Annotated in this window: 23 protein-coding genes, 2 tRNA genes and 1 riboswitch; of the genes, 16 read left to right on the forward strand and 9 right to left on the reverse strand. The window is 38.3% G+C overall.

All coding sequences use genetic code 11. The annotated features are described in order from the left end of the window. The first annotated feature begins 136 nt into the window (after window positions 1-136). Window positions 137-277, forward strand: a complete 141-nt coding sequence (locus AYJ08_RS23365) for a DUF3956 family protein (protein ID WP_157452791.1) — start codon at window positions 137-139, stop codon at window positions 275-277. Window positions 278-712: 435 nt separating this feature from the next. Here AYJ08_RS23365 and AYJ08_RS05615 read toward each other — a convergent pair whose 3' ends face one another. The 3 genes from AYJ08_RS05615 to AYJ08_RS05625 all read right to left on the reverse strand — a co-directional run bounded on the left by AYJ08_RS05615 (window position 713) and on the right by AYJ08_RS05625 (window position 6,600). Further along, on the reverse strand, window positions 713-2,614 hold the full coding sequence (locus AYJ08_RS05615; RefSeq protein WP_064016911.1) for an ADP-ribosyltransferase: 1,902 nt from the start codon (window positions 2,612-2,614) through the stop codon (window positions 713-715). 177 nt (window positions 2,615-2,791) lie between these two features. Next, the gene (locus AYJ08_RS05620; protein WP_064016912.1) at window positions 2,792-5,254 is read right to left on the reverse strand and encodes a binary toxin-like calcium binding domain-containing protein; all 2,463 of its coding nucleotides are present in this window, start codon (window positions 5,252-5,254) and stop codon (window positions 2,792-2,794) included. A 779-nt stretch (window positions 5,255-6,033) separates the two neighbouring features. Beyond that, complete coding sequence (locus tag AYJ08_RS05625) at window positions 6,034-6,600, reverse strand: helix-turn-helix domain-containing protein (protein WP_064016913.1); 567 nt, start codon at window positions 6,598-6,600, stop codon at window positions 6,034-6,036. Window positions 6,601-6,802: 202 nt separating this feature from the next. Here AYJ08_RS05625 and AYJ08_RS05630 point away from each other — a divergent pair, with 202 nt between their 5' ends. From AYJ08_RS05630 to AYJ08_RS05645, 4 genes are all read left to right on the forward strand, one after another. After that, complete coding sequence (locus AYJ08_RS05630; protein ID WP_064016914.1) at window positions 6,803-7,768, forward strand: DMT family transporter; 966 nt, start codon at window positions 6,803-6,805, stop codon at window positions 7,766-7,768. Between the two features lie 460 nt (window positions 7,769-8,228). Next, window positions 8,229-9,587 (forward strand): Nramp family divalent metal transporter, encoded by a 1,359-nt coding sequence (locus AYJ08_RS05635; RefSeq protein ID WP_064016915.1) that lies wholly within the window; start codon window positions 8,229-8,231, stop codon window positions 9,585-9,587. 503 nt (window positions 9,588-10,090) lie between these two features. Beyond that, the gene (locus tag AYJ08_RS05640; RefSeq protein ID WP_035293229.1) at window positions 10,091-11,074 is read left to right on the forward strand and encodes a carbon-nitrogen hydrolase family protein; all 984 of its coding nucleotides are present in this window, start codon (window positions 10,091-10,093) and stop codon (window positions 11,072-11,074) included. 399 nt (window positions 11,075-11,473) lie between these two features. Then, entirely contained in the window at window positions 11,474-11,881 is a 408-nt protein-coding gene (locus AYJ08_RS05645) for a hypothetical protein (protein ID WP_064016916.1), read from the forward strand. A gap of 114 nt (window positions 11,882-11,995) precedes the next feature. On the opposite strand, the gene AYJ08_RS05650 is transcribed toward AYJ08_RS05645, so the two are convergent. Then, window positions 11,996-13,006: a zinc-dependent alcohol dehydrogenase family protein gene (locus AYJ08_RS05650; protein WP_064016917.1), complete on the reverse strand. Its 1,011-nt coding sequence runs from the start codon at window positions 13,004-13,006 to the stop codon at window positions 11,996-11,998. Between the two features lie 400 nt (window positions 13,007-13,406). Here AYJ08_RS05650 and AYJ08_RS05655 point away from each other — a divergent pair, with 400 nt between their 5' ends. From AYJ08_RS05655 to AYJ08_RS05665, 3 genes are all read left to right on the forward strand, one after another. Then, on the forward strand, window positions 13,407-14,288 hold the full coding sequence (locus AYJ08_RS05655) for a DMT family transporter (protein ID WP_064016918.1): 882 nt from the start codon (window positions 13,407-13,409) through the stop codon (window positions 14,286-14,288). Between the two features lie 78 nt (window positions 14,289-14,366). Further along, the gene (locus AYJ08_RS05660) at window positions 14,367-14,831 is read left to right on the forward strand and encodes an aminoacyl-tRNA deacylase (RefSeq protein WP_064016919.1); all 465 of its coding nucleotides are present in this window, start codon (window positions 14,367-14,369) and stop codon (window positions 14,829-14,831) included. A gap of 76 nt (window positions 14,832-14,907) precedes the next feature. Next, window positions 14,908-15,420, forward strand: a complete 513-nt coding sequence (locus AYJ08_RS05665) for a GNAT family N-acetyltransferase (protein ID WP_064016920.1) — start codon at window positions 14,908-14,910, stop codon at window positions 15,418-15,420. 132 nt (window positions 15,421-15,552) lie between these two features. On the opposite strand, the gene AYJ08_RS05670 is transcribed toward AYJ08_RS05665, so the two are convergent. After that, window positions 15,553-15,966 carry a hypothetical protein gene (locus AYJ08_RS05670; RefSeq protein WP_064016921.1) on the reverse strand — a complete coding sequence of 138 codons (414 nt, stop codon included), beginning with the start codon at window positions 15,964-15,966 and terminating at the stop codon, window positions 15,553-15,555. Between the two features lie 351 nt (window positions 15,967-16,317). Between AYJ08_RS05670 and AYJ08_RS05675 the strand changes: the two genes are divergently transcribed. Continuing rightward, window positions 16,318-16,806 (forward strand): DUF456 domain-containing protein, encoded by a 489-nt coding sequence (locus AYJ08_RS05675; RefSeq protein WP_031415649.1) that lies wholly within the window; start codon window positions 16,318-16,320, stop codon window positions 16,804-16,806. A gap of 386 nt (window positions 16,807-17,192) precedes the next feature. Here AYJ08_RS05675 and lexA read toward each other — a convergent pair whose 3' ends face one another. Beyond that, window positions 17,193-17,813 (reverse strand): transcriptional repressor LexA, encoded by a 621-nt coding sequence (gene lexA, locus AYJ08_RS05680; RefSeq protein WP_003335869.1) that lies wholly within the window; start codon window positions 17,811-17,813, stop codon window positions 17,193-17,195. A gap of 160 nt (window positions 17,814-17,973) precedes the next feature. Here lexA and yneA point away from each other — a divergent pair, with 160 nt between their 5' ends. The 5 genes from yneA to AYJ08_RS05705 all read left to right on the forward strand — a co-directional run bounded on the left by yneA (window position 17,974) and on the right by AYJ08_RS05705 (window position 21,877). After that, window positions 17,974-18,351 (forward strand): cell division suppressor protein YneA, encoded by a 378-nt coding sequence (gene yneA / locus AYJ08_RS05685; protein WP_064016922.1) that lies wholly within the window; start codon window positions 17,974-17,976, stop codon window positions 18,349-18,351. A gap of 78 nt (window positions 18,352-18,429) precedes the next feature. After that, window positions 18,430-18,624, forward strand: a complete 195-nt coding sequence (locus AYJ08_RS05690) for a DUF896 domain-containing protein (protein ID WP_064016923.1) — start codon at window positions 18,430-18,432, stop codon at window positions 18,622-18,624. Between the two features lie 58 nt (window positions 18,625-18,682). Then, window positions 18,683-18,742, forward strand: a riboswitch (Fluoride riboswitch). Window positions 18,743-18,802: 60 nt separating this feature from the next. Further along, the gene (crcB, locus tag AYJ08_RS05695) at window positions 18,803-19,207 is read left to right on the forward strand and encodes a fluoride efflux transporter CrcB (protein WP_064016924.1); all 405 of its coding nucleotides are present in this window, start codon (window positions 18,803-18,805) and stop codon (window positions 19,205-19,207) included. After that, window positions 19,194-19,556, forward strand: a complete 363-nt coding sequence (locus tag AYJ08_RS05700; protein WP_064016925.1) for a fluoride efflux transporter FluC — start codon at window positions 19,194-19,196, stop codon at window positions 19,554-19,556. Before crcB ends, AYJ08_RS05700 begins: the two co-directional genes overlap by 14 nt. 77 nt (window positions 19,557-19,633) lie before the next feature. Then, window positions 19,634-21,877 carry a HelD family protein gene (locus AYJ08_RS05705; RefSeq protein WP_064016926.1) on the forward strand — a complete coding sequence of 748 codons (2,244 nt, stop codon included), beginning with the start codon at window positions 19,634-19,636 and terminating at the stop codon, window positions 21,875-21,877. 215 nt (window positions 21,878-22,092) lie between these two features. Here AYJ08_RS05705 and AYJ08_RS05710 read toward each other — a convergent pair whose 3' ends face one another. From AYJ08_RS05710 to AYJ08_RS23865, 3 genes are all read right to left on the reverse strand, one after another. Continuing rightward, window positions 22,093-22,479, reverse strand: a complete 387-nt coding sequence (locus tag AYJ08_RS05710) for an OsmC family protein (protein WP_064016927.1) — start codon at window positions 22,477-22,479, stop codon at window positions 22,093-22,095. Between the two features lie 122 nt (window positions 22,480-22,601). Further along, window positions 22,602-22,904, reverse strand: coding sequence for a HesB/IscA family protein (locus AYJ08_RS05715; RefSeq protein ID WP_064016928.1), 303 nt, complete (start codon window positions 22,902-22,904; stop codon window positions 22,602-22,604). 201 nt (window positions 22,905-23,105) lie between these two features. After that, window positions 23,106-23,258 (reverse strand): hypothetical protein, encoded by a 153-nt coding sequence (locus AYJ08_RS23865; protein WP_197490595.1) that lies wholly within the window; start codon window positions 23,256-23,258, stop codon window positions 23,106-23,108. Window positions 23,259-23,407: 149 nt separating this feature from the next. Here AYJ08_RS23865 and AYJ08_RS05720 point away from each other — a divergent pair. Both AYJ08_RS05720 and AYJ08_RS05725 read left to right on the forward strand, forming a co-directional pair. Then, window positions 23,408-23,483: transfer RNA gene (locus AYJ08_RS05720), tRNA-Thr, on the forward strand. A gap of 7 nt (window positions 23,484-23,490) precedes the next feature. Next, window positions 23,491-23,575 (forward strand) — tRNA-Tyr (locus AYJ08_RS05725). Window position 23,576 lies beyond the last annotated feature (1 nt).

The raw sequence follows: 23,576 nt of genomic DNA on the forward strand, positions 1-23,576 counted from the left end.
AAATGAGACTTACAGTTTTTATAGACTAAGTTACACTAGTAAATTCGTTGAAATTTCCTCAATTAGGAGGTTGTCCCTATCATTTTACTCCTTCTTTTCATAGTATATAGCATACTCTCGGAAAGAAGGTGAAAATATGGTAGAAGTTACTTGTATAGATGAAGTAAATGGCCAATTCTTCCTAGTTGTCACAGCTGCTGGTGTGACAATTCGAACACCTATTAATGAAGCATTAGCAAACATTCTGCTAGCGTTAGGTACACCTCGCTGCACATAATTTTGGTTCCACTAGATGCTGCTTAAAAAAAGACAGAGTGAAGCAATGACTGTTTTGGGACAAGTGCTCCAGAGATAGAAGGAGGGGTTGTCCCTTTTTTTATCCGCAGCTTGTTTGCCGTGTGAAGTAGCTTGCAAGCATTTCCATCCGGCTTATGTAAAATAGGTTTTATTATAAGCAATTATAGGAAGCATAAAAACGGGGTAACAAAACATGTAAAGGGGCGTGCTGTTTTTCTGGGCCATAAGTATGGGGAAATTGGAGATATGTAAGAAAGGGAGGCTTCTTTACGTGTAAATAGATCGTTTCGTCTGGGAGTTAACTTAGTCGGACTTTAAAAGAAAAAACACCCCTTCAGCAGTCAATGGAAAACCTTATAGCTTACCGCTGAGCGTTAGGGGTGCATAGATTACGGAAAAACGGGTTGAAGTCTATTTAGTTGGTAATAGAATCTAATTTACTCTTCAAATCAGTTACGTATTCAACGATTTCGTTGTCATCTAATTGTTGCATTGTTTCATAATGGTTATACATTGTTTTTACATCTTCTAGCCAGGTTTGATATTCTTCATTTTCTTGGCTGCGGCTACTTGTTACTAGTGAATCCAGGATAGCAGCATCTTGTTTAGTAACATGACTGAGATTATCTACAATCGTATTAAAAAACACTAGTACTTCTTCCTTATCCATTTTGTCTGATTTTTTTAATAGACGATCCAGATCAGATAGTGACTCATCTAAATCAATTAATTTTTCTACAATATCTTCTTTCTCTTCTTTTAGACCCTGTCTGTCTAATTCTCTTGCTGCTGTATTTACATTTTCTGCAAGGTGGCTCGGAAGCAACGTTGCTTCTACTAGTAAATTTGTTTGTTTAACGCCAGACTTTTTCGTGTATTCGTAGGTGTCAATTTTATCAATTCTGTAAGAAGAACCCTTATCTATGATTAGTTCGGATTCTCCTTGATAGGTGGCAAGATCTCCAAAAATATACGCAGCATGTGTTCCTTCTGGAATATTCAATTTAACTAAAACTGTTTTCGCATCAAACGATTCACTAAAGTGGTTCGCTACTGAGGTACTAAGGAAAGCTTTTTCTTCTCTAATGGAACCTTCTAGCTGACTTTTCAATTTTTGTACAACGTTTTCGTTTTTAAAATTAGTTGTTATGTCAATGCCTAGCGCATCTTTTCCCACTTTTCTATAGACAGTTCCTGCTTCTGAGAGAGGGGACTTGGCTAAAGCCTTTGACATGTCTCTTACTTCTTTTATCTTATCTAGAGGCAAATCGTTCTCTCGTAGTCCTTTATTGATCGTTTTATAATTTTGCGTGGTATATAATTGGATGGCAGATTTTTGTTCAGGCTTGAGCTTTTGACTATAATCCTTATACATTTCTTTGTACCATGTGTCAGCCGCTGTTACATCTTCCTCGAAGTCTTTTCGCTCTGGCTGTTTTTCTGGTGCATCTAAGCTCTTATTTATTTCTTCAAACCCATTTTTATTCATTTCATCCATGTACTTGAACATTTCTGGCGCATAAGCCTTTAATACCGGCTGATAGTTTGGTTCATAATAATACGAAAAAGCTTGTCCAAACACTTCGCGAAAGTCATCGATGTGTTCTTTCACATATTCGGAATCAAAATTTCCCTCATGATCAGGTAGATGGGATAGGAGTAATGCGCTTGCATCCTCATCTGCTTGAACACTATCTAAAGCATCTATAAATGCTTCATTGACAAAAGTCTTTTCTTCTAACGTATCACGAGCGATTGCTTTTCCGAATTCATAATAAACCTCTTTACTTTTTGTGTGGCTATCCGAAAACTCTTCCGTATGTATAATCAGAGCTGGTTCCTTCCCGCCAATTGAAAAGACAACGTGAGAATCTAAGGATACTTCATTTCCTTCACTATCTTTTAAGTTTTTGTCTTTTTCACTGATTTCTTCGACTAAAGGATTTTCCGCAATACTTTTTTCGGTCAGATGAATTTTTCCTCCCACTTTTTCATACATTTCCAATACTTCTGGTGGAAGTTTTTTTAATAGTGCTTGGGTATCTTCTAAACGTCGCTCATCTTCCTTGTTACCTTCTGCTTTTACAATACCTTTTATGACTTCCTTCATTCTTTCTTCTCTGGCTTTTTTCTCTCGCTCTTTCTTTTCTTTATCTTCTTTGTCTTTCTTTTCTTTATCCTCTTTCTTTTTATCTTCTACATCATGTATTCCATTTGCTGCATAAGTAATATGGGAAAACGCTGGAGAAGCGACTGTTAAAGCTAACAGCATAGTAGTTGTACTCAAGACTTTCAACATTTTATTTCTGTGTGGCATCTAAATTCCTCCTTACAGGTAGTAAATCTTAGAAGATAATAGTGAAAAAACCCTCTTTTTTAGTAAGTCCAATATGTGATTACTATGTAAAAGAGGGCTATTTTTGATATCTATGGTATAGAGAGAGGGGGATGTATCAACTTCGTGTTCATTTCATTGTCCTATATGACCGACAACTTAACTTTCTTTCACTTGTTTTAGTTCCCACTTTTGATTATCAGTGCCTTTGTAATCACTTACCTGAATGTTGGACCCGTTTGAGGTGCTTGAACCATCTACATCTAGCACTTTAGTAGGGTCTTTCTTATTTTTTAAGATATAGAAGTCATTATCAATCCATTCAGGAATCCAAAAATGTTCGGGTTTTCCTTCAAACGGTGTAGCAAATACATTAATCGAATCCTGGTAAGCATTCCAAGCCATAATTTTATCGTTATTTTCTAAGCTTCGAATCACATAGGCTTGATGTGAGTCATCATATTCTAACTTCCATTTTTGATTACTTCCATCGTTCGTTTCCCATACAGTGATATTATTATCGCTTCTATTCCAATCAACTAGACTTGTATTCTTTAATGCTGTTTTAATTTGATAGGTTCCATCCTCAATTACTCTGTTGGGTACTAATGCACCATTTTCATTAAAATAATATCTTTTCCCATCTATCGTTTGCCAACCAGTTTGCATCACGCCAAATCTATAGTAATATTTTTCTCCATCAAATGATTCCCATCCAGATACCTCAACTTCATCAATAGGTTCATCATTATTTGGCTTGATTAGTATATTCATTCGAGCATGCAGTTGGACGTCATAGATATTTTCTGATTCCATATCTTCTAATTGTTTTTCAATATTTTCAGCAGTTTCTTCATCAAATACCAATTTAAACTCATCTATACTTTTATTGTTGTAATATAAGGTTCCTTCCTTGTCCTCAAAACCAAAAGCTAATTGGAGCGCTTCTCCTAATGTAATATCTGGCTTCGTTTGTTCGGTGTAGTCGTCAGGATCAACAGCAGCTACTCGTCTTTCTGTCTCTGAATCATCTGTTTTTAAGATCAATCGAGCAGTAGTTTCCTCAATTTGAGGGATAATATGACTCCATTGCTTATCTTTATCAACTGATACTAATTTTGTTTTCGGATCAATTACTCCTACATAACCGGAAACCTGATCTGTTTCCAAGCGCATTTGCTGTGTTTGCTCTAGTTTATCAAGCTGATCTTTATTGATTGTAATCGGGCTAGAACCGAAATCGTCTTTGGTTTGTAGAGAAATAGCTGCTTGATCTTTACTTGGATAAAAACGGTCCGGTAACACTACATTTGCTAGGTGGTTCTCTTTTGCTTTTATCGTTGCAATGGTATCGTTTTTACCTAGTACTAGTGAAGTAGTAGGTGCTGCTTCATAAATAGGTGCCGTACCATTATTAACATAGCGAATGTTCGCATTAAAATAGGCAGCCTCTCCTGCATTTAAGCCTAAGGACTTAGACCAGTTTTTCCCTAAACTCTCAGAGCTTGAACGATCAATGGTTACGGTCTGTGAATTACTATCGCTAAAATTAGTGGATACACTTCCGCCAAAGTTAAATAAGGAAGCATGGACTTGCGCCCCAACAGAAGCTTCTGTTGAATGAGTATTGCTTGTGGAAGTACTTCCACTGATCGAACTACTTGTATTCCCGCCATTTTCCAGCGTTTCATGTCTATTTTTCGAGATAATAAATTTCTCCATATGAACCTGTAAATTAGGATAGGCAGCAAGCAATGGATTTCTCACTTGTACCTTTTTATCTATCATTCCTGATACTTTGGCAAAATCGCTATACGGATCAGAAGCGGTACTCCATTTCAAAGGAGATGATTTATATTTCGTTAGTGGTTCACCAGATTTTGTGCGTTTTTTTCCATGAACTTTTTCAATCCAAGGCATCAGGATAAGCTTTTTATTCTTGACATCCAAGGTGTATCCCTCAACTTCTAAGGAATCAGGGATGCCGTCACCGTCACTATCTTCAACTCCGTCTTCAGGAGCTGAAATACTTCTTTTTTTTCTGCTAGATTCATTCTCTGGTTGATTTTTTATGTCAGGAAGCAGTAGATTTCCCTCTGGAATGATTTCTTCCGTTCCTTGTGGAGTAATCCAGTTAAGCTCTAAGCCAAATTCGTCAGTGGAAGAGGATTCTGGCTGATAAGTAATTTTTACTTTATAAAGCTTCCCTTTTTCTAGTTCGATTTTTTGCGTAGCGGAGGAGTGATCGATGACTTGTTGATCATCTATCCATAGCGTGGTGTGGTCATTATCAGACGTGGAGAAAGTATATTCACCTGATTTTTCTACTTTAATAAATCCTTTCCACATGGCAGATTGAAACTGTTGCAATTCCTCAGGCAACATTTCATCTAGTTGATCGCTGTCAATGGATAAATCGCCTGTCTCTGAATTCGAGATCAGAGCAGTCTGTTTTAATTCTTTATCATTAAAATAGTAGCCTATTAAGCCTTTAAAATTAGCATCTTGTGTAGTTACGACTTCCTTTTCGTTTGAAGCTGCGTGTGATATTTCTGGATAGGTTGCAAATTGACCGAGAAGGGCGGTTGCCATCAAACATTTATACATGTTAGGTAACTTCATGGTATCATCTCTTTTCTATGGAGTATTTAGTGTTACGGTTTAATCCAAGTATATTTTCTCAAGGTCGTACGCCTTTGAAATCATACCTAGCAATAAGGCAAAACGTGTTTAATGAAGAAAAAAACCTCCCTTTTATAAATAACAAATTTCACATTGGAATAATTTGTTTTTATTTTTAATGAAAATATTTTATCATTTGGTTTTCTGTTAATTGAATAGCGAAAAATATATTTGTCAAAGTTACTTTTAGCTGTTCATTTGTGAGAAAGAAATCACGATAAGCATAGAAATCTATACGTGCTGTGCCGGATGCAGGATCATTTAGAAAAGCTTTGCGATGCCGATGTTGATGAGTGTATGGCATACTCTAAATGGGGAAAGAAGGGGGAGAAATAAGAAAGCGTTTCTTAAAAGAGTATTCAGAAAAAGAACAAGATTGGTAGTGGCGTTCTTTATGTTTTTCCTTTCAACCAATAGATGAAAGCGGGAACAAAATAACTAGATGGATAGATGAGAAGTGACAGGGAATGAGAGCTTTCTGGAAGGGGAACTTTTTGGCGGAAAAGGTTCTTGATACAGTAAAGGAGTTATCGAGTTTTAGTTTTACATGGTGAGCTAGTAAGCAATATGTCGTAATTACAAGTTGGTATAAAGACTACTAGACAAGCACGAAAAAACGTAAATAGAGTGCCAGCTCATTACTGGCACTTTTTCTTTTGGTTAGAAATAGGTATACATATACTGAAAATAGGCGGGGTCACAGTACTTACAATCCATAGCTATTTATAGCTGATGGATAAATGGAGTACAACCTGTTCATCTCGTACGTTTGTGTAAACATGCTTTTCACTCGCTGTAAACTGAATGGAGTCGAATTGGTTAAGTGTATAAGTGGCTTCACCAATCGTTACTTGAACTTCTCCTGCCATTACGGTAGCAATCTCTATCGTTCCAGGATGATGGGCTTCAGGCTCATACCTACAATGGGGTTGTAGATAGCCACGATACATCTCAATTCCTCCCCTGGTATCACTAAACAATGGTTCGAGCACCCATGCCTGACCCTCTTCTGAAAATTGGGGTCCTTGTCCAGCACGTAAAATATTAATTTCATTTTCCGGTTTTAAGAGTGTCATTAACGGTACAGAAAGACCGTTTGAAATTTTCCACAGCATCCCTAGCGTTGGATTGGTTTCACCTCGTTCAATATTTCCAAGCGTCAGCTTACTGACTCCTGTCTTTGCCGCTAATTCCTCTAAGCTTAAATTCTGTTCCTTTCTAAGCTCTCGAAGTGTAGTACCTACAAATTGAATCAGTTTTTTTGTTTCATCTTTAGTAGAACCCATGTATAAATACACCCTTTTCGATGTTTAGCTTACTTTTTTCTTGTTTTTATATAATATACTATATCAAATGAAGAGAGGATTCCTATTTATAAGTACTTTCTATTACATTTTTTGTTCAACTATAAGTTATATTATACTTTACATTATAATAATTAAAGTATAATATAATATACCATGACAGATAATAAAGAGGTGAATAGAAATGAGAGCAGTACTAGTTGGGATATTATCATCATTGTTTTTTTCAGCTACCTTTATCATAAATCGAGCCATGAATCTTGGGGGAACTAGCTGGGCTTGGACGGCATCTTTACGGTTTATTTTAGCCCTTCCAGTTCTTTTTCTTATCGTATTGTTCAGAAAAAATCTAGGAGATTTATTTCGGGAAATGGCCAAGCATCCATTCCAATGGTTATTATGGGGGACAGCAGGTGGTGTAGGCTTTTATTCATTATTAAGTTTTGCGGCGGTTTATGGTCCATCCTGGTTAACATCAGGGACGTGGCAAGTCACGATTGTCGCGGGAGCACTGCTTTCGCCGTTATTTTTTGTAACGGTGCCAGCTTTAAAAGGTCAGACGAGAGTGCGGCAAGCAATTCCTTTTAAAAGCTTGCGTTTTTCTGTCATTATTCTACTTGGTGTGATTCTCATGCAGGTAAATCAAGCAGGCCATCTAAGTGCTCAGGCATTTTTGCTAGGATTTATACCCGTTATAATCGGTGCCTTTTTATATCCGTTGGGTAACCGTAAAATGATGGAGCTGTGTGAGGGGAGAATCGATACCTTTCAGCGTACATTAGGAATGGCAATTAGTAGTTTGCCAATTGCGATTATTTTGGGGATTTATGGAACGGTTACGGTGGGATTACCGACTGGGACTCAATTTGTTCAAGCCATATTGCTGGCTCTATTCTCTGGAGTGATTGCAAGCATTCTTTTCTTCTTAGCAACAGATATGGCCAAAAACAATATGGGATTGCTTGCAGCAGTCGAATCCACGCAATCTGGAACGATGATCTTTACCGTTCTTGGTGAAGTCATTTTATTACATGGATCATTCCCCAGAGGGTTATCTTTACTTGGAATGATTGTGGTTATAATTGGGATGATTCTGACCAGCATAGCAAATGGCAAACAAAAAAGTCTAGCAAAGAAAAACGTTACGTAGACAGTGGGAGTTGTACAAATAGAGGAGAGGGAGAGAAGCTAGCCAGAGAAGGCAGTTACACATGTAGATAGTAAATTGGCTGGAGCATCTGTAGTTGTTGAAGGATTAGCCGTAATAGAAAGTAGCATATCTGGATTAGCTGCCAGCAACCGTATTTTGCATGATTCTCAATATGTAATTCTGAAGCCCTCTGTTCTATTTTCATGACAGAGGGTTTTAGGTTTATAAGATGCGGTTAAAAGACTTTGAATGCATGTATCAACAGGTTGATCATTTTTAATCAGGATGAAAGTTTCCCCTGAGACAAAAAGTTGCATAAGGTTAAAAAAATATTTACAAATGAAACGATGTAGACGTATTATATAAATATATACGCGCGATCGGTGTACTTTTTTTTACATATATTTTTTCCTTAAGGAAACATAATTTCCTTTATGCAATTTTAGTAGGAGGAAGAAACATGAATGCTCGAGTCGAAGAAGCAAAAGACAATAGCGGTTGGTTACAGAGAAGTTCCAATGTAAGCTTAGAAGAAGTGAATAATTCCGTGCGCATTCCTAGCAAGGCGGGGTTCTGGCGTAAATTTTTAGCTTTTGCTGGCCCTGGTTCGTTAGTTGCCGTGGGTTACGTTGATCCGGGAAACTGGGCAACGTCAATTGCTGGCGGGGCGCGGTTTGGTTATACCTTGCTGTCTGTGATACTCATTTCTAACTTGATCGCCATCCTCCTTCAATCTTTGGCAGCTAAGCTGGGGATTGTTACCGGCCGGGATTTGGCGCAGGCTACACGTGATTCGGTAGGTAAAAAAACAGCTTTTGTTCTCTGGATGTTAACTGAGCTTGCTATCATCGCCACCGATTTGGCAGAGGTGATCGGTTCTGCAATTGCTCTGAATTTATTGTTTGGTATCCCGCTTTTAGCGGGTATTGTCATTACCACTCTTGATGTTTTGCTATTATTAATGCTCCAGAAAAAGGGATTTAGAATTATTGAATCAATCATTATCGTGCTAATGACAACGATCTTTGGTGTATTTGCTTTTGAATTGATCATCTCAAAGCCAGAGGTATCAGCGTTATTATCCGGTTATATTCCTAAGGTTGAAATTGTTACAAATCCAGAAATGCTGTTTGTTTCCCTTGGAATTTTAGGAGCAACCGTGATGCCACATAATTTGTATTTGCATTCGTCCATTGTTCAAACCCGACAATATAAACGTAACCGGGAAGGGCGCAAGGAGGCACTTAAGTTTTCAGTGCTTGATTCAACCGTTTCCCTTTCTGTTGCTTTCTTGATTAATTCCGCTATTCTCATTCTCGGAGCAGCAGCTTTTCACGGAACTGGCTTGGATGTATCTGAAATTGAAGGCGCCTATGAGCTTTTGAGTCCGACTGTAGGTGTTGGTATTGCAAGTACATTATTTGCCGTTGCATTGCTCGCTTCCGGTCAAAATTCAACAATAACTGGAACCCTAACAGGACAAATTGTCATGGAAGGCTTTATCCAATTACGTATTTCACCTTGGCTTCGCCGTATTATTACACGTTTAATTGCTGTCGTTCCAGCGTTTATTGTAACTTGGATAGCTGGCTCGAGAGGAACAGGAGATTTGCTTTTATGGAGTCAGGTGGTACTTAGCCTCCAGCTTCCATTTGCAGTTATTCCACTCGTATTATTTACAAGCGATAAAAGGAAAATGGGCGAGTTTGTAAATCGCACTTGGGTCAAATGGCTAGCTTGGCTGTCCACTGGGGTTATTTTAGCATTAAATGTATTTTTGGTCGGATATATTATCATTACTGGTCACGACTTGGGCTGACAAGGAAAATAGCGATAGGTTCAATTTGAAAAGCTTTGCTATCTGTATCTATATAAAAATGACATTCAATGTGAGAGATCTTCATTTGGGAGGTCTCTTTTTCTTTTACACACATTTTTGCAAATGCAAAACTCAATCATAAATGTGACTATGCTGTGAATATAAAGCATCAATTCATGGGATGGTTGAAAAAAGCGGAAAGGTACCTCAACAGGTGCCTTTTTCTATTGGAATCGGATTAGAAAGATATGTTATTGCAAATACGGTTCGACCACCGTCATGCAGCGCCGCAACGTGTGCCGGGAGAGGTGCACGCCCAAAAAATTCCAAGGTATATCGTGTATAGAAGGCCCCTTGGATTAAAATAGCCTCATTGGTGGTGGATGGATAAAATAACCATTGAGTGGATGGTTACACCAAATTTAGTAAATGATAGCATTTCTGTTGCAAGAACGATTCAAACCTATTTGAGAAGGAAATAAACAAAAACAAGAGGAGGAATTATGATGAAGAAATATCCGAAATTTTGTGCAGCAGCAGTTCAAGCAGCGCCCGTATATCTGGATTTAGATGCAACGGTTGAGAAATCTTGCAAATTAATTGATGAAGCTGCGTCTAATGGTGCAAAGCTAGTCGCATTTCCAGAAGCATTTCTTCCAGGATACCCTTGGTTTGCGTTTATTGGACACCCAGAATATACAAGAAAATTCTATCACGAGCTATATAAAAATGCAGTTGAAATCCCCAGCTTAGCCATTCAAAAGCTAAGTGAAGCGGCTAGAAGAAATCAAACGTATGTATGCATTTCTTGCAGTGAAAAGGATGGGGGTTCCTTATATCTAGCACAATTATGGTTTAATCCGAACGGAGATTTAATCGGAAAGCATAGAAAGATGAGAGCATCGGTTGCGGAAAGATTGATCTGGGGTGATGGAAGTGGAAGCTTAATGCCTGTATTTGAAACAGAAATCGGAAACCTGGGTGGTCTTATGTGCTGGGAGCATCAAGTGCCATTAGATCTTCTTGCTATGAATTCACAAAACGAACAAGTTCACGTTGCTTCTTGGCCTGGATACTTTGATGATGAAATCTCCAGTAGATATTATGCGATCTCCACCCAAACCTTTGTCATAATGACTTCATCCATTTATTCTGAAGAGATGAAAGATATGATTTGTTTAACACCAGAACAAAGAGAGTATTTCAACACATTTAAGAGTGGGCATACTTGCATTTATGGACCTGATGGAGAGCCGATTAGTGAAATGGTACCGGCAGAAACAGAAGGAATTGCTTATGCAGAGATCGATATCGAAAAAATCATTGATTTTAAATATTATATCGATCCCGCAGGACACTACTCCAACCAAAGCTTAAGCATGAATTTTAATCAAAATCCTACTCCTGTTGTGAGAAAATTTGGAGAGAGAAAAAACGAGACGATTTCTTATGAGGAAATCAATTTATTGGTAGGCAGTGAGCGATAACGTCTAAAAATCGGCTAGATTAGGCAGCAAATAAAAAAGTAGAACATCAACCATAACTTTTGTCATATTTTTAAAGACTAGGCCTACATTTGAATAGAGACCATATTCATAGAACCCTCATGTCATTATGCGTGAGGGTTTTTCATATTTTTATTTGTGAGACTATTTTTATAGCATGACGCAGAAAGCCCGGTAAATAGGGCTTTTTCGAATGTTAACAAATTCTTGTTTATCTATAAATTTAATTTTTTTGTAAAAATAAGAAAAAAATTCTTGATAATAGTTCTCAGTGTAACTATAATGATTACAGGAGGTGAACAAATTAGAAGAAAGTGGTTAGAAGCAATTTTAATAATTTTCATAGTTTTTACTTTTTAACAATTATCTAAGGGAGGAATTATGATGTTTAAAAAAATTCTTTTAGCTGGTGTATTAGGAGTTGCAGGATTGACAGGAGCAAGCTTCACAGGTTTAGAAGCAACGAAAGCAAGTGCGGCAAGTGTTCAAGATCAAGATGTGTTTAAATATTATTCTTTAAGCTCTTATGAAGTTGCTCCAAAAGAATCCTTCTATCTGAAAAAAGGGGAAGAGCTTAGCGTTACCGTAACAAATTCAGGCTATCCGATCACATACACAGTCTATGATGCTGATAATAAGGTCATAGGTACATATGATACGTACGCAAGATACGGCCGTATCTTTAAAGCTACAAAAGATGGAAACATTTCTGTTCAATTTCAAGCAGGTGTAAATTCTTCTTTCACAAAGAAAATGAACTTTACGGCTAAATTTTCTATTTATAAATAAGTCGAATAAGTTATACGATTTGTAGAAATCATGCTTATTCGAAAATGAGCTGGCGAATAAAAGTCGCCAGAAATGGTAAATAGGTCCTTCCTCAATAGAAGGACCTATTTATTTTTAAGCGAAAATATGGTGATTCACTTTATTGCGCAGGAATATTTTTCCTCTATTCCTAGAGGATTCTGCCATCTGAACTGCTTTTTGGACCTCCAAAAGATCGTAATGAGCATATGGCATCATGAGCCCCAACTTTTGTTCCATTACTAATGCTAGTACAAGGGAGAAGGTGTCTTGCCAGGTTTGTACAGATACCTGCTGATTCCAATGCCTTAAATGAAATAATCTAATGTTTACCTGTGTTCTACGCGATATTTCCCCCCAATGAACAGGTGTTCCCGATAAAAGTCCGATCGTTACCAATGTACCTTTTGGCCGAACACAAAAAGCTAGGTCTGAACCATCTGTGCCCCCTACAGAATCAATAGCAGCAGTAGCTCCTCGGCCATTTGTCAGTTCCATAACAGTTTGATGTAATGCGGTGTCAGAGGTGTTAATGACAGCAAAGGCGCCTAACTGAAGGAGTTCTTCAGTATAGAAATGATTCCTTGTGACAGCAATCAGTCGAAACCCAAGAATAGCAGATAACTGGCAAAAGATACGTCCAATAGAAGAACCGCAAGCGTTGACGAGAAGGATATCATCTTCCTTTAATTGCAATACTTCTGTACACGTTATCCAGGCTGTTAGAGGGTTTATATAGAGCTGGGCAGCGATGTAATCTTCCATGGAAGGTGGTATCGTGATTGCTAAATCTGCTGGTGCTGTCACATAATCCTGCCAGGTCCCTTCTCCCCGCAAAGGCAGAACACGTTTGCCAAGAAGCTCATGAGAAACGGAAGGTCCTACTTCCTCTACAATGCCGACACCTTCATACCCAGGAATAGTAGGCAATGAAATACGATGAGAATATGCTCCTCTAATGGGAAGCAAGTCAGATGGATTGATAGGACGATCAATCATACGAACAAGAATTTCTCCATTCATAGGAGGTTTCATTTGTTTTTGTTCAACCTGTAAAACCTCCTGCGGGCTCCCAAATTCATAATATCTAATACATGTAGCTATCAAAGTTGTATGTCTCCTTAATCTTTTATCTCTAGATTATTTTATAATATAGGTTTGTCATGATGCTAGTGATTGTAGCTTTCGTGTTCAAAGCTGAAATCCTTATAGTTATTGGCTAAGCAATGCAGCAGACGGAGCAGAAATTCTACTATTTATTTAGAATTTTTTGTTATAAAGCGGAAGTTTGCTTGCAATGTCTTCAAGATTATGAATAATAGTATATAACTTAAAAGGATTTCTTTATTCTAATTACCTGCATGTTTTTCTTTGTAGCTACAAAAGACAGTTTCATTTTTCTTTTAGCAGTAAAAAGAGCGGTTTCAGTCCCATGAACCCGTTTTATTTTTAGTTTAATTGTAGTAGTTAGAGTAATAACCTCTACAAATGGAATGGAGTAAAAATTATGGATATAAGGGCTTTTATTCAAATGTTCATCTCGATGACGATTTTTGGATCAGTAGGATTTTTTTCTGTGTTAACGGGTCTTTCTGCTTTAGAATTGGTTTTTATTAGATGTATTTGTGCGACAGTTTTTCTTGGTTCGATCTGGTTTATTACAGGAACGTATATCAAAGAGCAATGGAGCAAAAAAGAACTAATGAGGGTTAGCTTCTGTGGTATAGCAAATTTATTAAATTGGATTTTCTTGTTTAAATCCTTTGAGCTGATTTCGATTACAGTCGCCATCTCTCTCTATCATCTTGCTCCGATGATTGTCTTGCTTGTCGGTAGCTTTCTTTTCAGAGAAAAGTTAACCATACTCTCAATTCTGGCTATCTCTGTATGCTTTGTAGGAACGGTTTTTATCATTGGAGTAGATGGTGATCTCTCAAATGCTTCGTTTCAAATGACAGGATTTTTGTACGCTATTCTAGCAGCTCTTTTTTATGCAGTAACGATGATTTTAGGGAAGAGTATACAACAAGCAAGTGTTTATGCCACAACGTTTATTCAAACTGCTATTGGCGCTATATGCTTGCTTCCCTTTATCCATTACCATGTATTTTTAGACCTGACTCCGCAGAATTGGGCATACGCAATCATTACTGGCATTATCCACACTGGTGTTGTGTATCTTCTGTTTTTCGATAGTGTACGAAAGCTATCGACCAGAACAATTTCAGGAATGGTATTTTTGGATCCAGCCGTTGCTATTTTATTAGATGTGATCATAATTGGATTTCGACCAAATATGATTCAAACAGTAGGAATTTTATTAATATTTATTGGGATGCTTTATACGTTAAAAAAACCAAAACAACAAAATACAGCGAATATTACGTAAAAAAGATCACCGGCACTCTTGATTTACTAGTGGAGTACAGCTAAAATGGGGAAAATATTTTGAGACGGAGGGGGATCAATGAATTCTTATGAGCTGCAAATAAAAGAGTACCTGCATGCAAAAGCTGCTGATGCCCAGCACTTTATACTGAATCAATCTTGCCATACGGTCGAAGAGGCGGCTAAAGCTGTAAATGCTTCTATTGATGAGCTGGTTAAAAATATTTGTATGCTTGATGAAGATGGACGACTAATTGTGGCCATTGTAAAAGGAGAGGATCGAGCTAGTACATCACGCGTAAGTAAGGGACTCAATATAAAAAGACCGCGTTTGGCAGATGAAAAGGAAGTATTAGCAAGAACGGGTTATCCGGCCGGTGGGGTCCCTTCTTTTGGATTTGAGGCAATTTTTTTGGTTGATCCGAAAATAACAGAATTAGAGTATGTTTATACGGGAGGAGGCTCTCCTCATTCATTAGTGAAAATAAAGGTAGAAGATTTAGTAAGATTAAATAGCGGAAAATTGATGCGTGTAAGAAAATAAGCGATGCGATAAAGCTATCATTAAGGTATTTCTTAGCATACGACAGCTCATTCTATATGAAGTAAGGAGTATAGAAATGAAAATAGAGCTTGTGAAGGTATCTTTGCAGCAAAAGATGATTTTAAGGCATCTAATCGAGCTATATCAATATGATTTTAGTGAATTCGATCATGCAGATGTTAATGAGCATGGTTTATATGATTATCTGTTTCTGGACCATTATTGGACAGAATCAGCTCGAATACCTTTTTTTGTCAAAGTGGATGAAAAATATGCTGGGTTTGTGTTACTGCGAAAGATACGAAGCCAAGAGATAGAATACTACTCCATTGCAGAGTTTTTTATCATGAGAAAATATCGAAAGCGTGGAATCGGTAGAAAAGTAGCATTTCGCTTATTCCATCAATTTCAGGGAGAATGGGAAATCTCCCAAATCGAACAAAATATCTCGGCACAAAAATTTTGGCGTACATTAATTTCGGAATACACAAATCATAATTATCAAGAATTCAGGCGCGAGGATTGGAATGGTCCTATTCAAAAATTCTCGACGATCGGCATACATACAGATGAGGAGAACGAGAGATAATCTAGCACCTGAAAAATGGTGCTTATTTTATTAGATCTCCTCATTCTCCTACACCAAGTTTTAGGGGATGCAGAGGCTGTAAGAGCTGATAACTGATCAGTGAAGGTGTTGCGTGATAACGTGATAAAAAGACTAGTGAATCGTCACGTTTCCTGTAATAGTAACAGGTTTTATACTAGCGTTTTGCAGAATAACAATCCAATGTGAATGTCGTGGGACGGTTACAGTAGAGCCTTTTGGATAGATTTTTTCAGCTCCGTAGGTATTTGCATTCAGTAGATACCAGCCCAATGAGTCTACTTTCTTATCAAACGTAACCGTTACGCTGCCACCTTTCGCGAGGAAAAAAGGGCCTGTGACACCAGCTTCTCCATAACCTCTATCCCATTCCTTTACCGTTAGTGCAAATGGAATAGAATATTGGCTGTAAGCATTACTACTACTAGTTACTTTTGTTGTGCTATGCTTATCTAAAGCCGCATAGCTAGTCGAGGACAGTAAGAAAACAATTGGTACTGCCAATAAAGAACAAACGATTTTGTGCATCTTGCAACCTTCCTTTCCGAAATAGGATATACAGGCTTGGAGCGGGGACAATTTAGTGTATAGTATTAATTTCTCTAAATGTAACATTTCACCTGTTGTCCTTATACCTTTTTCTTGCTGTCCTTTTGCCTGTATGAAGTGGAAAAAGGGAGCCGGTAAAGAGCGCTACAGGTAAATAGGTCAAGCTTTGCTAAAAACGAGATCATAAAAAAGAGCAGGACCATGTATATGTAGGAAAAGACACGTTTAGCGAACAAGAAAAAGGAAACTCCTAGTAAAAATGAAACGTAGGAGAGCACTGAAACGTACATATAGAAAACGGGTCAGATGCAACAAAGAGGGGGTTTAAACATGGATGTTTTATTATGGTTGATCGTTATACTTCTATTTGGTCTAAGTATTGCTGGTATTTTCTTCCCAGTGTTACCTGATACGATCATGTTATGGGGCGGTTTTTTACTATATCAATTCGCGATTGCAGAGCCTGGAGCAGGATTGCCGGTTTCCTTCTGGTGGGGAATGGGAATTTTGAGTGTGGTGTTATTTGGTGCTGACCTATTGACTAATATGTACTTTGTTAAAAAATATGGTGGCTCAAAAGCATCAGCAATCGGGTCAATATTAGGTGTTATTATTGGTGTACTTACGTTTCCGCCATTTGGTATGATTATTCTCCCATTTATATTTGTATTATTAATTGAAATGCTGATGCAAAAACAACCGGCAGAACGAGCTTTTAAGATAGCGATAGGAAGTCTTATAGGTTTCTTTAGCAGTGTCATCATGAAAATCTCTATCCAACTCATCATGATTATCTGGTTCTTTATTGTTGCTTGGTAAAACTTATTGTGGATCGTTACATTGGATTTTGAGTGTGATCCATTCCATAAAACCGAGATTGTCAAATTCTCTATCATTTACTGTAGGGAAAACGGCAATCTCGGTTTATTTGTGTTTACACATCAGGATTAGAGAAGGCTTGTTTGAAGACTTGCTTGAAGACTTGCTAAAAAAGAAACCTGTTTTAAGTGGCTATGTAGCTAATTTACACCTAAATATAAGCCAATAATAGGAGAAACACGAAAGGTATCAAGGAGCTAGGCAGAGTGGAGCATAAAATAAACCGTTACGAACAATAAATTTGAGTAGTAAAAAACTCTTGGCGAGTATGATCTTCACCAAGAGTTTGTACGTGTAAGCACGTGAGAAGTTAAAAATCCAATGCACTAGTGGAAAAGGCGGTAAACGCCAATTACTTTACCTAAAATCGTCACATTATCTAAAATGATTGGTTCTAGCTGTGAGTTTTCCGGTTGTAGACGGAAGTGAGTTTTCTCTTTAAAGAAACGTTTTACAGTTGCTTCATCCTCTTCGGTCATGGCTACCACGATATCTCCGTTATTCGCTACATTTTGTTGGCGGACAATTACATAATCGCCATCTAAAATGCCTGCTTCGATCATGCTCTCTCCCATAACGCGCAACATGAACACATTGTCAGACGTAACGATGTTTTCTGGCAATGGGAAATATTCTTCCACCTGTTCAATAGCTGTAATAGGTTGACCTGCCGTTACCTTACCAACCACTGGTACTCGAACGATGGAGCTTTCATAATCGTCCTGTAGACGAGTCTCGTCCAATAATTCAATAGCACGTGGCTTAGTAGGATCACGGCGGATTAAGCCTTTCTTTTCAAGTCTTGCGAGATGACCGTGAACAGTGGAACTGGAAGCTAGTCCTACGGCTTCACCGATTTCTCGAACAGACGGGGGATAACCTTTATCTTTTACTTCCTTACGAATAAAATCAATGATCGCTTGTTGGCGATTGGAGAGTTTGGACATTTCGAACACCTCATTCTCTCGATCCAGATATTTTCTACATTATACCATGAGAATTTGCGTTCGACAAACATTAGTTCGATTCTTTCGCTTGACAGGAATGTTTGTTCGCATTATGATGATGTTATCGAAATGAGAACAAACGTTTGCGAGGGTGATGATAATGATGGTACAATCTAGCAATTGTCAGAATCTATATAAAGATAAAACAATGACGAGTAAGAACACATTGGTACATCATAGAAAAGGGATAACGCGAGGGCAAGCAATCGTAACGTTATTGCTGATCATAGTATCTTTTGCAGCAGGCAGCATGATTTTTGGAAAAGAGAAAGTGGCTATTGCGGCTCCTCATACACAGCAGGCAGCTTTAGTCATTACAATTCAGCCAGGTGATACGCTGTGGAGTATTGCACAAGCTTATCAACAGGAATCTGGGCTATCAGCCAGAGAACTAATGGATGAGATCATGAAACAAAATCAGTTAGATAGCCCCATGATTTATGCAGGAAATAATCTAGCTATTCCAGTATACCGATAAGCGAAAGCCATAATTTATATCTCCTCTCCTTTGGTCTTGTGTTATAATAAAGAGAAGTTAGTTGAGGAGGTATCACCATTGGTTACTGATGCAGAAATAAAACGTATTAATGAATTAGCCAAGAAATCGAAGGGTGTTGGCTTAACTCCAGAAGAAAAAGCGGAGCAACAAGCTCTTCGTCAAAAATACATTGATGCTATGAAGGCTTCCTTGAAATCTAGTTTAGATTCGATCCGTTATGTAGAGGATGAGGAACCTAAGCATAAGCACTAGTCTATGTGATTTTTCCAATGATCCGTAGTAATAGTGCTGTGAAACAGGTTTTTACAAGTAAATAAGAGGCGATGGAGTTCGCCCTAAGCGCCAATAGGCTAATGACTCCTACCAGTAATATTGCTGGTAGGAGTTTATTTGTATATATGTGAAAAATAATGGATAAAGGAGAGAATGCATGTCTTTTTTAATTGTTGGACTATCAGGAATGATGGGGGCTGTATCTCGATATTTAGTAGGAGCATGGACATCGGGCTGGTGGGAGCTGTCATTTCCTTTAGGTACGCTAGTAATTAACTTGATAGGCTGTATCGGATTGGGAGTTCTCAATCAATATCTCTTAACCCGAAATCAACTGCCTGCTTGGTTTACCTTAGGAGTAGGAACAGGGTTTATTGGTTCTTTCACGACCTTTTCGACTTTTAGTGTAGAGACACTTACCCTTTGGCATCAGCATCAATATGGACTTGCCATTTGCTATGTGCTGGCCAGTCTATGGGGTGGTTTATTGATGGTATGGCTGGGTTCTTGGATAGGTACCCAATTAGCACAGAGAGGGAGCGATACTGATGCTGTTGAATAGTATAGGAGCAGCATTGGGCGGCTGTCTTGGGGCCATGGCTCGTTACGGAATCAGTTCTCTGATCAATCAGCGTTATAAAGGAATGTTCCCTTTAGCGACCTGCTGTATTAATATTTTGGGTTGTTTTTTATTAGGGGTACTAACAAGCTCTTCCTTAGCTCCATTTTTTATCGTAACGGCAGGCACAGGTTTTATGGGGGCTTTTACGACCTTTTCTACATGTAAGTGGGAGAGCTATTCATTAGTTACAACAAAACGTTACCAGATAGGATTCATATACTTGCTTATTAGTTATTCTGTGGGGATTTTATCTGCAGCACTAGGGATGCTGCTCGGGGTACATTTGTGATTTTTAAGATTATCCTTGGAATTGCTTTTTCATTTTGATAAGATAAATATTCGTTTGATGAAAAGGAGGTTAGTCATGTGACCATTCATCATCCTGCATATAAGGAAGAACAAGATCGGCTGGATAAAACAGTACATACGATTGAAAAGGAGATTGGACAGCTGCGAGAGGATTTGCGAGAGGCAACGGACGATTATGTCAAACAAGTAGTCAATTCCTCGAAAGCTAGGGATCTCTTTCATCTGGAAAGCTCTGTGAAAAAGCCTTACTTTGGTCGAGTAGATTTCATGAAAGACGAAACCTATGAAATGGATTCCGTATATATTGGAAAGCGTGGGATTGTAGAACGCGACACAATGGATAGTGTTGTAGTAGATTGGCGTGCACCTATCGCTAGCCTTTATTATAGCGGGGAGAGCAAGGATGCTTTTTACCGAACATTACAGGGAATTGTACGTGGAGAAGTAAAGCTTAAGCGTAATTTTGCTATAGAAGATGGTCGGATTACAGGAATTTATGATGGTGCGTTAAAAGAGACGATCAATCGCGAAATCGGGACGCCAGAGGATTTTCTGGAAGAAGGTTATATTGACGAATTCTTAGCTTCTAGTCTGAATCAAAATAACGATAGTCGATTAAAGGATATCGTTGCTACCATTCAAACGGAACAGAATGATATCATACGTGCAGAAAAAGATCGGGCTATTGTGGTTCAAGGGGTAGCTGGAAGCGGAAAGACTACGATTGCATTACACCGCCTTTCCTATTTAATTTATAATTACCAGCATTTGATTGCGTCTAAGAAATTTATGGTATTTGCTCCTAATAAGCTGTTTTTAACATATATTTCGGATGTATTACCCGAATTAGGTGTGGAGGATGTACAACAAGCCACTTTCTCAGAGTGGGCTGCCAAACAGGTAAAGGTACTTTTACCAAAAGGATGGCGAATTGTTGATCCGAGCAAGCCATTGTTGCTTTTCTTTGAAGACGATGCTAGTAAGCAGGTACAAAAGCGTCAAACGTGGAATCGGATGTCTTTTAAGGGTTCTATTCATTGTCGCAATATGCTAGATAAGTATATGGATTACTTGTTGCATGAGCTGATTACCTATAAGGATTTACGATTTATTTATAACAAGACAAAGCATGTGTTTGAAATGAAAAAGGCAGATATTCGCCAGTTGTTTATTAATGAGTTTGCTCATTTGCCCTATCACCGGAGAATAGAAGCCTTAGCTAAGCATGTTAAACAACAAATGACCCAGCAATTGTTTACACATTTACGAGAAGCAAAAATTGATTTGGATAAGCCAAGCTTATTACGGTTCGAGAAGAAAATGGATGAATTGCTCGCTTTGTATTTAGGGAAGTGGCCAGAAATAGATGCTTTTACTGTGTATACCCAGCTTCTGCAGGATTGGGAGCTTTTACGAAAGCTTACTAGTGAAGATATTTCAGATGAATGGTTGCAGGATGTCGTGGAGACTTCAAAAGCAATTATAGAGGAAGAACGTATAGAAGCAGAAGACCTTGCTCCCATTTTATATCTTCGTCATCTGCTGGAAGGAAGCGGGAAGGAAGCTCCTTTTGATCATACGGTAATCGATGAGGCGCAAGATTTGAGCTATGTAGAGATTTTAGTGCTTTCTTTACACACGAAAAATGAATCAATGACAATCGTAGGGGATTTGGCACAAGGGATTCATGCGTACCGTGGATTAGATAGCTGGCAGCCAGTTTTACGAAATATCTTCAAAAAGAAAACAGACTTTTATACGTTAGAGCAGAGCTATCGTTCGACAATTGAAATTATGAATTGGTCCAATGAGGTTTTAAAGGGCACTCAATTACCGGAAATTACGGAGGCAAAGCCGGTGTTGCGTCATGGGGAAGAACCGTTATTTTTACGGGCGAAGAGTCAGAGCAACATGCTAGAGGATATTAAAAAGCGGGTTGAAAAGTCATTAGCGATTGGTCATCAAACGGTGGCGATTGTCACTAAAACCATACATGAGAGTAAAAAAATTGCTAAAGCATTAAAAGAAAAGGGCCTTGAGCTCCATCACCTAGGTGTGAAAGATAAGGAATTTCCAGGTGGAGTAACCGTTCTTCCTGCTTATCTGACGAAAGGGCTGCAATTTGATGTAGTAATTGTCCTACACGTAGATGATGAACATTACAAGGAGTATGTGATGGATGCCAAGTTACTTTATGTCACCATGTCACGACCTGTCCATCAACTTCTGCTATATATTCAAGGGGATGCTAAGGTGACTCCATGGCTAGAGACAAAAGCAACTGCTATACAAGAGATATGATATGAAAAATCATTCAGAAGATTAGATGTACGCTTGATACAACCAATCCCCAAATAAGGGATGGCATATTCAGAAAAGCTGATAAAAATCATAGTCAGTAACGTTTCCAAAAGGAAGAAAAACAAATGAAAACCATGAGGCTTTGCCAGAATGAACAAGTAAGATATGATCCATTCCGATAATGCAATCATGGTTTTTTCTTTAATGATGCTGACTTATGCTTTAGAGATGATCACTTGTTCTACTACTTCGATATTTGGATGGAGTGATTGGATAATCGTGCAGTTAGGAGGTACCAAGCGCAAGGCCTTTTCCAGCTTTTCCTGCACAAGGTCTGAACCAGTAATCGTATAAATGAGACTTATCTTCGTCAAAGGATTCGGGGCATTCTCGCTTTGAACGGCATCAACATGGAGAGTAAGCGAGTTGTATGAGATTTGTTTTTTTTCTAGGATGCGAGTAAAGACGATTTGGCTACACCCAGCAATGGCAGAAACTAACAAATCAATCGGTTTAAAGCCTTGCTGACGGTCACTAGAGATGGTTAAATTTCCATAGGGTAGTGTTGTTTGCAAGTTTTGATTCATCTGAGTAAATTGCATGGTCCTTCCTCCTGTTTAGAAAATGGAGAAACCACGAAGAAGAGTGCTCCTCGTGGTTTCTCTTGAAGGCAAATAATATGTAGAATATGATTTGATTCAAACAAATTAATCAGGTAGAAGAATTAGTGATCTCCTGTATTGCCCTTGCTTGGATTGGTTACAACAAAGCCTTCCTCTGGAATAAACAGATAATCTATTACAACGCCATCTAGTAATTCCTCGGAGGTTTGCAGGAGGACTTCAATATCTTTATCAGTAGATACAACGGTATCCTTCTCCGATGGTTTGTCCAAAGTCATTCCATAATGAGCATGATTACCGTGTTTGTGTGTGATGTATACGCGAAGCTTTAAATCTTTATCAGTTTCCTGAGCCATGATTTCATTGATTTTTTTTGCCGCATTGCGAGTAATTTTTGCTTTCATCGTCGAGGACTCCTTACCTTGTTAGGATGTGTTCATCATAACAAACTTACCTTCCATGTGGCAAACCTCTTACGCACTTTTGCGTGAACATCTTGAATGTAGTGAATGGTTATATTTATAAAGGAAAAATTAGGAACAAAAAACGAAAAATACGAATATTGGGTTGCCAATTTGAACCTGGCAACCCAAGCTAGCTAGTTTTTAATAAAATGCTCCAGGCCAATCGTACCATCCCAGTGAAGATAAATAAGCATCTGTAAATACATCTTCTTCACGAGGAGGGTAGGACAATTCGTGCTCATCTACAAATAACAACTCACTCGGCTCTGCATGACGATGTGGATCGTAATTCATGGAGAAAAGCCTCCCTTCACAGTACTAGTTTGTCCCATTTTAAAAGGAAATACGATTTTAAAATTTTTTCAAAAAGGTATTGAATATCAAAAAGGTTCATGATATACTCAATCTTGTTGTGAAACAAATGATATTTTAGTTGCTGAAATGCCGGTGTAGCTCAATTGGTAGAGCACCTGACTTGTAATCAGGGGGTTGTGGGTTCAAGTCCTATCGCCGGCACCATTTTTATGGGGAGATAGTGAAGTGGCTAAACACGGCAGACTGTAAATCTGCTCCCTCAGGGTTCGGCGGTTCGAATCCGTCTCTCCCCACCAT

The organism is Brevibacillus sp. SKDU10, from assembly GCF_001645205.1.
In the GTDB taxonomy this organism is placed as follows: Bacteria; Bacillota; Bacilli; order Brevibacillales; family Brevibacillaceae; genus Brevibacillus_B; species Brevibacillus_B halotolerans.